At 36.1% G+C, this 15,226-nt stretch carries 16 protein-coding genes; 9 read left to right on the forward strand and 7 right to left on the reverse strand.

Annotation, left to right across the window (positions count from 1 at the left end):
- The first annotated feature begins 25 nt into the window (after window positions 1-25).
- From ACLRVU_RS01525 to ACLRVU_RS01545, 5 genes are read left to right on the forward strand one after another with little or no spacing between them, the layout of a single operon-like run.
- Window positions 26-559: an RNA polymerase sigma factor gene (locus ACLRVU_RS01525; protein ID WP_412890397.1), complete on the forward strand. Its 534-nt coding sequence runs from the start codon at window positions 26-28 to the stop codon at window positions 557-559.
- Window positions 556-1,290 carry a hypothetical protein gene (locus tag ACLRVU_RS01530; protein WP_412890398.1) on the forward strand — a complete coding sequence of 245 codons (735 nt, stop codon included), beginning with the start codon at window positions 556-558 and terminating at the stop codon, window positions 1,288-1,290. Before ACLRVU_RS01525 ends, ACLRVU_RS01530 begins: the two co-directional genes overlap by 4 nt.
- Window positions 1,287-2,405 (forward strand): hypothetical protein, encoded by a 1,119-nt coding sequence (locus tag ACLRVU_RS01535; RefSeq protein ID WP_412890399.1) that lies wholly within the window; start codon window positions 1,287-1,289, stop codon window positions 2,403-2,405. The genes ACLRVU_RS01530 and ACLRVU_RS01535 overlap by 4 nt, the downstream gene beginning before the upstream one ends.
- 3 nt (window positions 2,406-2,408) lie before the next feature.
- Entirely contained in the window at window positions 2,409-3,275 is an 867-nt protein-coding gene (locus ACLRVU_RS01540) for an ABC transporter ATP-binding protein (RefSeq protein WP_412890400.1), read from the forward strand.
- Window positions 3,272-4,612, forward strand: coding sequence for an ABC transporter permease subunit (locus ACLRVU_RS01545; protein WP_412890401.1), 1,341 nt, complete (start codon window positions 3,272-3,274; stop codon window positions 4,610-4,612). Before ACLRVU_RS01540 ends, ACLRVU_RS01545 begins: the two co-directional genes overlap by 4 nt.
- A 136-nt stretch (window positions 4,613-4,748) precedes the next feature.
- Here the strand turns inward: ACLRVU_RS01545 and ACLRVU_RS01550 are convergent, their stop codons facing one another.
- Complete coding sequence (locus ACLRVU_RS01550; protein ID WP_412890402.1) at window positions 4,749-5,324, reverse strand: ECF transporter S component; 576 nt, start codon at window positions 5,322-5,324, stop codon at window positions 4,749-4,751.
- A 93-nt stretch (window positions 5,325-5,417) separates the two neighbouring features.
- On the opposite strand from ACLRVU_RS01550, the gene ACLRVU_RS01555 reads away from it, so the two are divergent.
- Window positions 5,418-6,725, forward strand: a complete 1,308-nt coding sequence (locus ACLRVU_RS01555; RefSeq protein WP_412890403.1) for a PLP-dependent aminotransferase family protein — start codon at window positions 5,418-5,420, stop codon at window positions 6,723-6,725.
- A 76-nt stretch (window positions 6,726-6,801) separates the two neighbouring features.
- Here ACLRVU_RS01555 and ACLRVU_RS01560 read toward each other — a convergent pair whose 3' ends face one another.
- Together ACLRVU_RS01560 and ACLRVU_RS01565 are read right to left on the reverse strand one after the other, a co-directional pair.
- The gene (locus tag ACLRVU_RS01560; RefSeq protein WP_412890404.1) at window positions 6,802-8,040 is read right to left on the reverse strand and encodes a 6-phosphofructokinase; all 1,239 of its coding nucleotides are present in this window, start codon (window positions 8,038-8,040) and stop codon (window positions 6,802-6,804) included.
- Between the two features lie 91 nt (window positions 8,041-8,131).
- A complete protein-coding gene (locus ACLRVU_RS01565) occupies window positions 8,132-9,640 on the reverse strand; it encodes an IMP dehydrogenase (RefSeq protein WP_147553172.1) in 1,509 nt (502 codons plus the stop codon).
- A gap of 318 nt (window positions 9,641-9,958) precedes the next feature.
- Between ACLRVU_RS01565 and ACLRVU_RS01570 the strand changes: the two genes are divergently transcribed.
- Genes ACLRVU_RS01570 through ACLRVU_RS01580 form a run of 3 tightly spaced genes read left to right on the forward strand, consistent with a single transcriptional unit; the run spans window position 9,959 to window position 11,979 of the window.
- On the forward strand, window positions 9,959-10,546 hold the full coding sequence (locus ACLRVU_RS01570; protein ID WP_147553174.1) for an ATP-binding protein: 588 nt from the start codon (window positions 9,959-9,961) through the stop codon (window positions 10,544-10,546).
- 46 nt (window positions 10,547-10,592) lie between these two features.
- Complete coding sequence (locus tag ACLRVU_RS01575; protein WP_412890405.1) at window positions 10,593-11,441, forward strand: patatin-like phospholipase family protein; 849 nt, start codon at window positions 10,593-10,595, stop codon at window positions 11,439-11,441.
- A 1-nt stretch (window position 11,442) separates the two neighbouring features.
- The gene (locus tag ACLRVU_RS01580) at window positions 11,443-11,979 is read left to right on the forward strand and encodes a nitroreductase family protein (RefSeq protein ID WP_412890406.1); all 537 of its coding nucleotides are present in this window, start codon (window positions 11,443-11,445) and stop codon (window positions 11,977-11,979) included.
- Window positions 11,980-12,004: 25 nt separating this feature from the next.
- Here the strand turns inward: ACLRVU_RS01580 and ACLRVU_RS01585 are convergent, their stop codons facing one another.
- From ACLRVU_RS01585 to ACLRVU_RS01600, 4 genes are all read right to left on the reverse strand, one after another.
- The gene (locus tag ACLRVU_RS01585) at window positions 12,005-13,333 is read right to left on the reverse strand and encodes a hypothetical protein (protein ID WP_412890407.1); all 1,329 of its coding nucleotides are present in this window, start codon (window positions 13,331-13,333) and stop codon (window positions 12,005-12,007) included.
- Between the two features lie 93 nt (window positions 13,334-13,426).
- Window positions 13,427-13,762: an EamA family transporter gene (locus tag ACLRVU_RS01590; protein ID WP_412890408.1), complete on the reverse strand. Its 336-nt coding sequence runs from the start codon at window positions 13,760-13,762 to the stop codon at window positions 13,427-13,429.
- On the reverse strand, window positions 13,731-14,102 hold the full coding sequence (locus ACLRVU_RS01595) for a transporter (protein WP_412890409.1): 372 nt from the start codon (window positions 14,100-14,102) through the stop codon (window positions 13,731-13,733). The genes ACLRVU_RS01590 and ACLRVU_RS01595 overlap by 32 nt, the downstream gene beginning before the upstream one ends.
- Entirely contained in the window at window positions 14,080-15,225 is a 1,146-nt protein-coding gene (locus ACLRVU_RS01600) for an ATP-grasp domain-containing protein (RefSeq protein ID WP_412890410.1), read from the reverse strand. Before ACLRVU_RS01600 ends, ACLRVU_RS01595 begins: the two co-directional genes overlap by 23 nt.
- Between the last annotated feature and the right edge of the window lies 1 nt (window position 15,226).

Consider the following 15,226-nt stretch of genomic DNA (forward strand, 5'->3'; position numbering starts at 1 on the left):
TTATATAGAGTGAAGGAGGTTATCAATGAGTTCTAAAATAATAAAACGACTTATTCAAAAAGAGGACCATACATTAGATTCAATGATTCGTGACTGTTATCCTAAAATATATGGATATGTGTATCGTCGTGTAATGGATGAAGCTTTAGCTAAAGATTTGACTCAGGAAACTTTCTATCATTTTTTTGAACATTTTTATCAATATCAGGATCAAGGAAAGCTATTGAATTATTTATATAGAATTGCTCAGCATCTTCTCTATGATTATTTCAAATCAAAAAAAGTAGTGCTAAGTGAATTAGATGAGTCATTAATCAGTGATCCTGCTTATGACACGCAAGCTATTCTAAAACGTCAGGAAGAAGGCATTATTTTAAGAAAATGGATTGAGCAGCTGCCTTTTCATCTGCAAGATATCGTCTATCTGCGTTATTATGAGAAAATGAAATTTAAAGATATTTCAAAAATTACCGGGATTCATATCTCGACACTGAAGTCACAAGCAAAATTGGCTGTAGAATTGTTAGAAAAAATGGCTAAAAAGGAGGGCTGGAAATGAAAAAAACAAAGATAATGTTAGAAAAAATTGAAATTCCCCCAATCTCAGAGAAAGATTTAATAGAGACTATTGAGCATTCCAAACAAATTTTAAACAACATTCAAGTAGTAAAAAAGGAAAGAAATATAAGAGAGGTTATCAAACGCGTAATCTTTTTATATGGTTGGAAAAGTATCTGTTTACAAGGGTTTTTATCTCTCATGATTCTTATATTAGGCTGGATTATGATGCCGAGTGCTGCCAGAATGTTTTCAATGGCATTGTTATGGATGGGGGGGATCATGATGTCGATTGCGGTATCAGCAGAACTGATTCGTTCTGATATTTACCAAATGTCAGAATTGGAAAGAACATGCGAATATTCCCCTCAGCGCTTACTGATCTGGAAGATGGGATTATTAAGTTTTATTTCTCTTGTCGGACTGATTTTAGTAGCTTGGATGATGGCAAGTAAAACGAACATAAACTTTTATACCTTGCTTTGCGGCGGGTGCATTCCTTTTTTTGTATTAACCGGTTTAATACTGCAGCTACGTTATCATGAAAATCTATTAGCTAATTTTGTATTGCTTTATATCTCTACGATTGGTGTGCTGATAGCAGTTGAAATAAATTATTCAAATCAGATTCTGCATTTTTTAGATACTTTTGGCATCATCCTGTTAGTGATTTCTTTTATTTATTGTTTTATGAGTTCTCTAAATGCAAATAAATGGAGGTATGGAAAATGAAAAATCTAATAAGGAGAGAACTGAAAAAGTTTTTACACCCATTGCCTCATCGTATTATTATTGTATTTTTACTGATCCTGCCGATCTTTCTGCTTTTGGTATTTCAGTATAGTGATCAGCATAGTAAAGTGCTTTTTGATGGAAAATGGGTGTCTTTAGCTGAAGGAAAGCAATTTGCTGATGAAATCCGAAAGGATTTAGTCGGAACAATCGATGAAGGCTGGCTATCAAAGGCAGAAACAATGCTTAATGATGCCGCAGAAAGCGATTTAACGCAAACGGATATGAAATATCAAACTATATCTAATGCGTACTGGCTGGGAGAATATACCTATAATAATTTTGAAGCAAATAAACACAACATTACAACTCCGGATATTATAAAAGCTGATTTAGAAAGAAATTTACCGATCTATGGACCCTATGAAGGCTGGCTCATGCGCATGGAAGCTTTTAAATATTGTGCGATGATATATATCATCAGCTGTTTATATTTGTTTAGTGATTTATTTAATCAAGAAGATGCTGTCGGAATCATGGATATGCTGAAAAGTTCACGGATGGGCAGAAGACCATTAGCCTTGGCTAAAATTACTGTTGCGGTGATGATGGGACTGGCAGTCGGGGGACTGATGTATGGCGTATTGGCAGTGAGCAGCGCCTTTATGCTTAATTTACAGGGAAGTGATACAACCGTCATGATGTTTGAAGGGGCATTTCAAATCTACAATTTCACTAAAATTAATCAACAGGCTTTCTTATTGATGATGTACGGTGGGTTAATCTGTACAATCATCGCAAGCTTTTTATCAACGGTTATGAAAAAACCATTTGCCAGTTTAGCGGGAAGCATTCTCTTTTATGTCGGTCCCAGCTTAATCACAATTCACTTTTTTAACACAACATGGAATGTTTTGTTTCCATCAAGCTTTTTAAATTTTCAATCGTTAAATCAGCTGATGCGTTTTTCATGGGTGCAGATAAATACCCAGTTCTATCACCGTACAAGTGCGATTGCACTGATTTGGGGAGTGATGCTTCTTTTACTTATTGCCGGGACTTTCTATATTCATTGTAGAAATAAAAAGAACTATATTATAAAAGGATGGAGATAATCAATGAAACTTAAATTAGAAAATATAACCAAACAATATGGACGTACACTCGCTGTTGATCATTTAAATGCGACGTTATCTCCCGGAATTATTGGATTGCTGGGAGCAAATGGAAGTGGTAAAACTACGTTGCTGCGAATTATTGTCGGAGTCTTGATGCAGGATGAGGGCAATGTCTATTTTGGCGATATTAACATTGAAAATAAAAAAGAGGAATATCTTTCACAAATAGGCTATATGCCACAGCATTTAGGTATGTATCCAACGTTTAGAGTAGATGAATTTCTGCATTATATGGGAGCAATCAAAGGATTAACCAAAGCTTATACAGAAAAAAGAATTAATGAACTTTTACCAAAGCTGCATTTAGAAAATGAAAGAAAGAAGAAAGTAAAGGCATTGTCTGGAGGAATGCGTCAGCGTTTAGGCATTGCTCAGGCTTTATTAAATGATCCGGCATTTTTAATCTTAGATGAGCCGACAGCAGGGTTAGATCCAAAAGAAAGAAATCAGTTTTCGAGATTATTATCTGAGTTATCAAGAGAAAAAATTATTTTGCTTTCTACACATATCGTCAGTGATGTCGAAGCTATTGCAGATAAAATTATGATCATGAAAAAAGGCAGTGTCTTAGCTTATGATACTCCGCAGATCTTACTGAATACTATTGAAGGCATGGTCAAGGAATGCCTTGTCACAGCTGAACAGTTAAAACAATGGCAGTCTCAGTATGTAATCTGTTCACAAAAAACAAGAGCAGACGGCATTATGGTTCGTTATATTGATAAAGAAAACAAAGGAGCAGGAAACATTGTTGAAGCAACACTAAATGATTTATATTTATATTTTTTTGAGGAGGAAAACGAATGAGACTCTTTCTATATGAATGTAAGAAGATAATATGTTCTAAAATTAATTTTCTGGTATTGATTATTTTTTGTTTGATTTCTGTTTGGACATTCAATGTCAACGTTAAAAATGATGCTCCTTCGATTATCCAGTTGGATTATTATGATCAAGGGGAGTTAATGAGCAAAAAAGAAGTGTTAAAAGAAATTGCTTTAGCTAAACAGCAATGGACAGGAGCAATGGATGAATCTTGGTGGGAAAGACTGCAGCAAGCCTTTATTGAAAGCGAAATGCGCAGCAATGAAAAGCTGTTTGATGTAGAAAAAATGAATCAGCTTTATGGTCCGGACTGGAATTTAGACTATGCATTACATCGCCAAGATTATACAATGGCGACAGAGAGTGAAGCAAAAGAAGGGAAAAAACAGCTGATCTTAAGAGAAACATCTCTCCCATCAACAAAAGAAGACATTGCGAAAGATGTTGCATGGGATATTTATATGAACTATGCGGAAATCGTTTTAAAAAATAAACCATGGAACAGCGAAGATGGGACATATGGAGTGATGTACAGTGGATTAAGCGGCGAAGAGACACCAGCACCGGTTTATTCTTCTACAAAACTTAGCAAAGCGGAAATTTTAATGCTGAAAGAAAAGATGAATTCGATTGATACCTTCTATTATGGGGATACAAAAAGCTGGGGAAGTTTGCTTAGCACTTTAGGGGTTTCGGGGATTTTACTAATGATTTGGGTTTTACTGATCTCAACAGATGTAGTGAATAAAGAAAGAAAAAATCAAATGCTGGAAATACAGCGCACCTGTGTAAACGGCAAATCACGCCTGATTATTTCTAAAATGGGAGCCGTTCTTGTCAGCTGTATCATTGGATTTATAGTGATGATTGGCGGGGTTTCTCTCTATGCTTTATTGACAGGGGGAATCGGTGATGCCTCCGTCAGTGTTATCGAGGATATCTTTATGGTCTCTATCTTTAATTTTGGTCAGGCTTATATTATTGGGGTGATGTGCATCCTACTTGGTGCTTTAGCAACAGCGATGATTGGCTGTCTTATATCGACTTTTATTAAATCCACCTATCGCTCTTTGGCACTGACAGTGATTGTCATGTATATTGTACCTACTTTATTCAATATTTTTGGGAATATTAAGAATCTGATACCTGTCAATTTTATGAGCATCAGCAATGTCTCGGTAAGAAATTTTACGACGATGTTTTTAGGAAAGCCATATTATTTGTATCAGCTATTGCCAATGATTTGGATTCCAATCTGTATTCTTATTGTTGTTATTGTTAGATTCAAATATAATTCAAAGTCATATCCTATTGTTTAATGCTCGTTAAATTCCTTTATAATGAATTGAAAAATGAATAGGGGATACAAAAAAGGAGTCATTTTGAAGTGAACCTCGGCTAAAGATAGCTTTAGAGATTCATTATAAAAAGAAGACTCCTTTTTAGGTTGATTGTTTATTGAATCAATGATTTTATTTTAGAATTTTTAGACAAAGCTAAATAAAGCACTGTCGCAATAATGACAGAAGTTACTGCATTAAATAGTGTAACACCGCCCATCCATGTGGCTAGAATCTTAGCCGCACTGGCATCAGCTCCTAATAAGAAACGATTATATAAAAATGAAACAATCGGTTCAAAGATCACATTAAATCCCATTCCGGCAGAGGCGGCAATGATTGTCCATTTTAAAGTATAAGATTTGTCGCTGCTTTTAGAAAGCTTGGCAATCTTATGAGCAACCAAACCGGTAATTAAACCGATACAAAGCTTTAAAATAAATGTTTTTGGTGCGGACATGATATAGAGTGGATTAAACAAGTCTCCTAATGTCATGCCGACAGCTCCGGCTAATCCGCCATAAAATCCCCCTAGCAATAAAGCTCCCAGAACGCAGAATGCATTGCCGAAATGAATCGCCACAGCTCCGGTTGGCAGTGGAATATCAATCTTTAGATATTGAAAGCCAATATAGCAAAGTGCAGCCATTAATGCTGTTAACGATAATCGAAGTACTGAATTTGATTTCATACTATTTCCCCCTTAATGAATGTATGCTATAATTAAAGCACTAAATTGTGTATATTAAAATACACAAAAATAATAAAATTAAAGGGGACAGATATGAGCAAATATGAATCTTTATATAAACGTTTGCGACAGGATATCTTAGATGGAAAGTATCACTATCAAGAAAAGCTGCCATCTATTAGAGAGCTGGAAAAGAATACCGGCTTGTCACGAACGACCATCGAGGCAGCTTATGGACAGCTGTTAGTGGAGGGATATATCCTTTCACGTCATAAAAGCGGCTATTTTGTAGATGTAGATCTCAAACAAAAACAGGAGATGAACATCTTGAAACAGCCTCATATACCTAGTTTAAGAGTACATTATGAGTATGACTTCAGTGGTGGGGCGGTGGATCCCTCGTCTTTCAATATGGAATTATGGAAGAAATACATCCGTCAAGCTTTACAAGAGCAGGAAAGTTTGTATGAATACGGACAGCAGCAGGGGGAACTGGTATTAAGACAGGCATTATGCCGCTATACATCGATGTATCGCGGTGTTCATGCAGGGGAGGAGCAGATGATCATCGGCTCTGGTTTTCAGTCCTTGCTGACGATTCTTTGCGGTCTGTTAAAGAATGTGAAACGAGTAGGAATGCCAAGAAGCGGCTTTTTGCATGCACAAATGATTTTCAGTGATTTTAATATTGAGACTATTATGCTAGAAGAAGATGAAGACGGTATTGTGATGGAATCTTTGCATCATGTTGATATTGACTTTCTTTACTTAAACACCTCTTCTGCCGGACAAAAGGCAGGCGCATTGCCCATCTCACGTCGTCTGCAGATTATTGAATATGCCAAAAATCATTCTATTTTTATTATAGAAGATGATCATAACGGGGAGCTGCGTTACAGTGCAAAGCCTGTTCCCGCCATGCAGGAACAAGATCCGGAACATATTATCTATATTGGATCATTCTCTAAGCTGATGGTTCCTTCTTTGCGTATTGCCTATATGGTCTTACCCCTTTCTTTATTAGATAAATATAATATAAAAAGAGATTTTTATCATCAGAATGTATCTAAGCTCGAGCAGATTGCCTTAGCTTATTTTATTGAAGAAGGACAGCTGATCCGCCAGTTAAAAAGACTTCGCCGCTTATACAGTAAAAAAAGCCGTATATTAATCGATAGTCTGAATCTTTATTTTAACCATCCTCAGCTGCAGCTCGAAGAGACCGCTTTACGTGTACGCATTACTTTTTGTCAGCCGATAGATACAGAACTTATTTTGAAGAAAGCACATGAGAAAGGAATTGACATGCAATTTCAGCAGCAACAGTGTCTTTTATCCTTTTCCAGCATATCCTTAGACAAGATAGAAGAGGGGATCAGACGATTATCTAAGGTATTCTAATTGTTATTTGTCTGTAAAAATGAAAAAAACGGAGATCGCGCTTTAATAAACTGTGAGTCTCCATTTTTTAATATTTTTATTTTTCTAAATGAGCAGTGCTTAAATATTGAGGGATTCCATCTTGATAAGAAAGATAGACTTCTCCGAGAATAAGCGGATATAAATACTGATAAAGTTTATCGGTAATATCATTTCCGGCTTCATTGATCCACTCTACCGGGACTTTCTTTTCATAGTTTGCAGCAGTTAAGACATCAATGGCCCCGATTTCAATTTCATAATCCTTTTGATTTTTACGGTTAAAGATCATCATTTTTCCGGTTTCTCCGCGCAGTGCATGAAGAACAGCTTCTTTTCCGATCAAGAAAGATTCGTCATTGTCGCATTTGCTGGCAATATGCATGGCACAGCGCTGCAAAACATTTAATTCGATACTTCTTACCTTGCAGTGGAAAGCTTGGAAAGCGATTGTTTCCAGTACTTTTGCCGTACCGGAATGGATAATATGTCCAAACGCATCCTTTTTCGTATAGCGTGAATCCTGATCCAGATAATTACCGTCTTTGTCACGAATTCCTTCAGAAACAGCAATAACAACCCCACGCTTATGTTTAAATACTTCAGCAATAGCTTCAATAAATTTTTCTTTATCGAAAGTTACTTCCGGTAAGTAGATCAGGTCCGGAGCAGTGTTATAATCGTTTCTTGCCAAAGCCGCAGCGGCAGTCAGCCAACCGGCATTACGTCCCATGATTTCGACGATCGTGATCGATTCTAATTGATAGATCATACTGTCATGAGCAATTTCCAACATCGAAGTTGCTACATATTTAGCTGCTGAACCGAATCCAGGTGTATGGTCAGTTCCCATTAAATCATTATCGATGGTTTTAGGGATCCCGATGATCTTTATATCTTTTTTCATCATATTTGCATAACCCGATAACTTTAATACGGTATCCATAGAGTCATTTCCACCGATATAAAAGAAATCTGTGATTTCTAAACGTTCAAAAATATCGAATACTTCTTTATAGACATTTGGATCTTCATCATAATTAGGCAGCTTATAGCGGCAGCTTCCTAAAAACATTGCCGGGGTATGACGCAGCTGTTCAAGTTTTTCTGCTGTCTCAAACTCTTTTTTTAGGTCTAAATATTGAAGTGCCAATAGTCCCTTGATGCCATTTACTGCACCATATATATTATCAAATTGTTCTGATTCCAGACATTGAGCGATTACCCCTGCCAAAGAAGCATTGATCGCTGCCGTAGGGCCTCCGGACTGCCCGACTAAACAATTACGTTTTTTCATAGATACCTCCAAAAAATTCACCTTTATTATCTTATCATAAATTGTCCTTTTTTGTCTAATATAAATTAAAAAAGAGCCGATTGGCTCTTGATTATTTATTTTGGTTTGGTACTGAATCTTTTAAGACAACATCGTGTGCACCACCTTCAACGATACTTGTTGAAGAGACTAAAGTTATCTTTGCATTCTGCTGTAAGTCAAGAATAGAAAGAGCTCCACAGTTGCACATTGTAGATTTAATCTTATTCAATGATAAAGCTACATTGTCTTTTAAGCTTCCTGCATAAGGAACATAAGAATCAACACCTTCTTCAAATGAAAGCTTAGAATCTCCTCCCATGTCATAACGCTGCCAGTTACGGGCACGAGCACTTCCTTCTCCCCAGTATTCTTTCATGTATTGTCCATTGATGACTACTTTATTTGTTGGTGATTCATCAAATCTTGAGAAATAACGACCTAACATGATAAAGTCAGCTCCCATGGCTAAAGCCAAAGTCATATGGTAATCATGAACGATACCACCATCACTGCATATTGGGATATAAATACCTGTTTCTTCATAATATTCATCTCTTGCCTGTGCAACTTCGATCGTAGCAGTTGCCTGTCCGCGACCGATTCCTTTTTGTTCACGAGTGATACAGATTGAACCGCCGCCGATTCCTACTTTAATAAAGTCGGCTCCGGCCTCCGCTAAGAAACGGAATCCATCACGATCTACAACATTTCCGGCACCCACTTTTACGTTTTCACCATAATGTTCTCTGATCCATTCAATTGTAATTTTCTGCCATTCTGTAAATCCTTCTGATGAATCGATACATAAAACGTCAGCACCGGCTTCGATTAAAGCAGGAACACGTTCAGCGTAATCTCTTGTGTTGATTCCGGCACCTACGACATAGCGCTTAGATTCATCAAGTAATTCATTTGGATTATCTTTAGCTGATTCATAATCTTTTCTGAATACAAAATACAGTAGCTGCTGATTTTCATTAATGATTGGCAATGCATTTAATTTGTTATCCCAAATCATGTCATTTGCTTCTTTTAAGGTAACACCTTCTTTAGCGTAAACTAATTTATTAAATGGTGTCATGAATTCTTTTACTTTTGTAGATGGTTCCATTCTTGTTACACGATAATCTCTCCCTGTAACAATCCCCAATAATTTACCATCTGCAGTTCCGTTATCGGTAACTGCCATAGTAGAGTGACCTGTTTTTTCTTTTAATTTAATCACGTCTTGTAAAGTTGCTTCAGGTGAAATGTTAGAATCACTTTTAACAAAACCTGCTTTGTAATCTTTTACGCGTTTTACCATTGCGGCTTCATTTTCAATCGTTTGAGAACCATAGATAAATGAAACACCACCTTCTCTTGCTAAAGCAACTGCCATTGTATCGTTCGATACAGACTGCATGATTGCGGATACAAGAGGAATATTCATTGTAATTGCTGGTTCTTCTCCCTTTTTATATTTCACTAGCGGTGTTCTTAAAGACACATTCTTTGTCTGACACTCAGCTGATGAATAACCAGGAACTAATAAATACTCGTTAAAAGTGTGTGAAGGTTCACTGTAAAAAAATGCCATGTTTTTATCTCCTTTTTCTTTGATTAATGTTTTAAAAATTATACAGATTATAACGAAAAGTGTCAAGAGAATTGTCGAATTATTTTGTATTAATATAAAAACATTTTTATTGATAAAATGGGAATAATTGAATGCATTTTAATAAATTGAAAATTATAGAATTCTGTTGAAAAATAGTCTATAATAGATACGTGAAATATTTGATTGATTTTATCTTATCTTATAAAAAGAGATAATTATTGACACAACAATTTTAGTGGTGTAAGATGTTGTGTAGACAAAAAATAAGATTTAACGTAATTATAAACGGAGGTTTTTATGAAAAAATTGATTTTAGTAACTTCTCCACCAGCAAGCGGAAAAACATTTGTATCTAAACAGTTATCTAAAGCATTAAAGAATATTGTGTATTTAGATAAAGATACATTGATTCCACTTTCTCATCAGGTGTTTAGAGTAGCACATGAAGAAGAAAACCGCAGTTCAGAATTCTTTGAAGAATGGATTCGTAATCCTGAATACGAAGTTATTGTGGATTTAGCTTTAGAAGCATTGGATTATGCTGAGACAGTATTAATCAATGCACCGTTCACTCGTGAAATTCGTGATCAAAAATGGATGGATCAGATGATGGAAAAGTTAGCGAAAAAGGGTGCCAAATTATCTATTATTTGGGTACACACAGATGTTGAAACATGTCGTCAGCGTATGATCGACCGTAATTCTGATCGTGATACTTGGAAATTGGCGCATTGGGATGAATATATTGCAGGACGTGATTTCTCAATTCCTAATTTATTCCCGGATCCAAATTGTAATGGAGAGCTTATTGTTTTTGAAAATTCTTCTGATGAAGAGTTTAAAGCATCTCTTGAATCTGTTTCAAAATATCTAATGGAGAAATAATAGACTCAACTTTGGTTGAGTTTTTTTATTAGAAAGGAGCTTTATTATGCCGAGTTTAGTTTTAGAAGGAGGAACTTTTCGTCCGATCTTTTCTGCCGGAGCCATGGATGCTTTATTAGATTTAGGATTGGAGTTTGATTATGTCATCGGGGTTTCAGCTGGGATTTGCAACGGGTTCTCCTATGTATCAAAACAAAAGAAAAGAAATTTGGAAGTGGTTCGTCAGTTTCGTCATGACAAGCGCTATATGGGGAAACGTCATTATTTGAAAGAACACTCGCTGTTTGGGATTGATTTTATTTATAATCAGATTCCTAATACCTTGATTCCCTTTGACTATAAAACCTTTATGGAAAATCCTTGTCAGATAAGAGTAGGGGTAACGAATGTAGAATCAGGAAAGTGTGAGTATTTAGATGGGAAAATGACGGATAAGACAAATGTAATGCTTCAGGCTACCTGCGCAATTCCTTTTGTATTTCCGGCTATAAAAATAGGCAAGAATAAATATTATGATGGTGGATTAAGTGACCCTATTCCTATAAAAAAGGCTATCAAGGATGGCAATAGAAAACATCTGATTCTGCTTACGCGAACGAAAGAATATCGCAAGGAATTAAATAAATCAACAAAAATGGCAGCTAAGGCAATTCGGCATATCTATCCTAAGTTGGAAACAATTTTATTGAATCGTCATCTTTTATATAACGATACAGTTGCTTTTTGTGATAAACTAGAAGCAGAGGGGAGTGCTGTTGTATTGCGCCCCAGCTATGAACTGGATTCCATGGAAAAGGATATCGAGCAGTTAAATAAAAATTATGAAGCAGGGTATCAGTTAGTTATGGAAAATCAGGAACGGATCAGACAGTTATTTGATGAAGAGGAGGAGTAACATGGAACTATCTGAATGTATTGAAAACAGAAGAAGTATTCGCCGTTATTTAGATAAGCCGGTGGATCGTGAGATAATCAAAGCCTTAATTAAGGCGGCAAGTGATGCACCATCTTGGAAAAATTCTCAGGTGTCTCGCTATTATGTTGTGGATCGTCCGGAAACTAAAAAAGCATTTCTACCTTGTTTGGCTGAGTTTAATCAAAAGAATGTTAAAGATGCACCTGTCATCATTGTTTCTACAGTTGTGAAAAACCGCAGCGGTTTTGAACGTGATGGCAGCTATACAACACATCTAAAAGATGGGTTTCAGTATTTTGACAATGGTCTGCAAGTTGAAAATCTGTGTTTAAAAGCTTATGATCTTGGTTTAGGAACATTGATTATGGGAATCTACGATCATGAAGCTATCCGCACATTCTTTGCGATACCGGATAATGAAGAAGTAGTTGCCGTGATTGGCGTCGGGTACGCAGATATTGCACCGGAGCAGCCAATGCGCAAGGGCATTGATGAAATTGTACATTTTAAAGAATAAAACCAAGCTTTGAGGCTTGGCTTTTTTATTCATCTATTCTTTTTAATCGACAGTTTTTAAGCTGCACATATTGTCCCTCTTCTAAAGTAATAGGATCATTTAATGTACTTCCATAGCGTTTTTCAATCGGAGAATCACGATAATAACTGTCTTTGTAAACATTTACCTGATTAGAGTAGTTATTGCTGTTTTTAGGAATGATCTGGTACTCTCCAGCAGGAAAATGAAGCCCAACTTTAAATATCCCATTCGTGGTTAGCGTTACGGAAGGATTGGCATCTATAGAATAAAAATAATCTGAACCGGTGTAATGGATATATTCCCCTTCCTTTACACTGATTACCAGTGTTCGATTCGTATACAGTGTCTCTTTATTGAGTGTTGTGCTGTAATCCTTCGGTCCTGATTTGACATTAAAACTGCTGTTGAAATTATAGAAAACGATATATTCTCCAGCCGGAATATCTGTTCCAACTTTATAAACTCCACTGCCATAGCGATTTTCAATCAGTCGTTTTTGATAAACCTCATACTCCTGAACCTGCGGCTCCATTTCAGCTAGGCGCTTTGACCATTCCTCATATTCGTTTAAATATTGAGGAACATTCATTTTCTCTACATGGCTTTTTGCCATGTTGTAGTGGCGCTGTGTCGGCTCATTTTCAAGGACTGTAAACTCATTATTGACAAAAGTGATATATTCGTTTCTGAGTTTCGATTCATGATCGACTATAAAATTCTCTGCTTCTAAATCTAAAGCTGCAAAAAGCTGTTCATACTCTGATGCATTGATCCTGTTTTGCTGAGTAAAATGCAATCCTTTCATTGCTTTTTTTAAGGCTTTTGTCGTTATCTTCAATTGCTCACTATTCGTATCTTTTGTGGAAGTAATCAACACAACATTACCGATTTGAGCGGTATTATAATGATATTTATAGAGAATATCACTTGCGACGTAGTCCCCGTAGGACTCTGTTGTATAGATTTCTGAACTGTGTGTACGAAGTGATTCTAAATATTTTATCCTTAATTCTGCTGCCTCTTTATTTTTATATACTTCGATACGTCCGTAATGCTGATCGATGTATCTAAAAGTAGTATAGGACAACGGATAATAGCGCCATAATGTATCAGGCGGATTAAGATTAATATCTACAACCGAATTGTTAACATCACCGATCGCATTTTTAAAATCTGAATCTTTAAGCATTCTTTCAACAATCATTTTTGCCTCACAGTTGACCAAGTCCAGCTTATTAAGAAAGAAACCGGAAGCTGCAATCACCCCAATAATGACTGCAATTAAATAGATAAGTTTAGAATATTGTTTCATAAGTGTATTTAGTATTTTCATTTTATCCCCACCGTACTTTCATTATACCATTTATTTTCAATTCTGAATAATAAAAATCCAAGGAACGCTTGGATTTTTGTAGAGGATAGTCTTCTATAAGTAGAAAAGAATAATCCCCATGACAATAATGATATTGCCTAATAGCTTCCGCTTTGTTATTTTCTCATTTAAAAAGAAATAACTTAAAATCATGACAATAAAATAACCGATAGATTCAATGATCGGTCCTTCTTTATAATGAAGTCCGGAAAAGGCGAAAATCGTTAAGACTGTAGAAATAATCATTAAACTATAGCCGAAAATGACATAAGGATTTAAATATTCTTTTATTAATGAATCATGATGATGATAAGTGCTTTTTTTAAGGAAAATTTGAGATATACTAGCGACAATAACGCTAACGATCAGTATCAGGTGATATATGTTCATCAAGATTGACTAGGATGATGCCGCAAATAGCAACACCGATTCCGACAATATTCATTATTGTAATGTTTTCCTTAAAAATAAATAAAGCAAAGATCACTGACCAAAGCAATCCGGTTGCTCGGTTGGCGTAAGCAATCGAGAGATCAAAATGTTTGATGACCTGCTGCCAAAGAATCGCGTAAATACCTAAAATAAGAATTTCAATTCCATAGAATAAAATGAATTTAGGAGAGAGAAAAGCTTCATTAGAAGCAAATTTGGCACAGACGCTGGATAAAGAATAGATGATAATCACGAGCTGCAATATGATAATGTTTTTAAATTTTGGTTTTGTTTTCATGTGTAAGTATTCCTTTTAACTGATCTTTTTGATCACATTTTAAAATAAAGTAACCATGACGACTGCCGCTGTCAACAATATTTAAACTGGGATGAGCATCAAGATATATTTTTTCGATCCATTGCGGATTCGTTTTTTTGATATCATCAAGTAATTTTATGTCTTCATCCCCGAATATAAAATGAATCAATGCAACTTTAGGTTCTTGTATTTTCTGTATTTTTGGTCGAATGCCTAAAGCGATGTCCAACACATAGCGGACAAAGTTATAACCGGTGGAAATCTGTACCAAGTGACTGCCGATACAGTCACCGCCCATGCGTGCGCCGATTTCAATGATTCGCATTCCTTCATTCGTTAAACGAAACTCTCCATGAATGGCACTGTTTTGAATGTTCAGCGCTCTAAATGCCGCTATTAGCGCTGAAGAGATCACCTGCTGTGTTTTTTCATCAAGATCGCTTGGCTGTAAATGCGCTGTTTCAATGAAGTGCGGGGCACCGGTTGTGTATTTTTTAGTGAAGGCTAAAATATGATATTCGCCTTGATAAGCAAAAGCCTCCACACTGTATTCTGGTCCATCAATATATTCTTCAATTATGGCTTTTTTTTCAAAGCTGTAGTCCATTGCCTGCGTGATGCACTCAGATAGTTGATCGGGATTTTCTACTTTAAATATTCCACGGCTGCCAGAGCGATCGGTTGGTTTAACGATCACCGGGAAAGGAAAATCGATAGTTTCCTCTTTATCTGCAACGACTTTAAAAGAAGGGGTTGGAAGTCCGGCTTTTTTTAAAGTTTGACGCATTGCATATTTATTGGTCGTGTTTTTGACACACTCCTTGTCATTGCAAGGCAATGACAGTCTTCTTGAAAGTTCATTGACTGTAACAGCGGCAAGATCGGAAGCAATCGAACAGACAGCATCCGGTTTTATTTTCAGACAGACTTCATAAATCTGATCGATTTCTACGATACTGATCGGATAAAAGTAATCAGCTTCCTTTTCTCCGACATCACCGCATTCCCACGCAAAGACGTGAGTGATGTAGCCTTGTTTCTTAGCTTCTAAAATTAGGGGCAGCTGAAAATCATTTGCCCCTATGATGACGATATTTTTCATG

The organism is Beduini sp. (assembly GCF_047239305.1).
Lineage (GTDB): Bacteria > Bacillota_I > Bacilli_A > Erysipelotrichales > Coprobacillaceae > Beduini.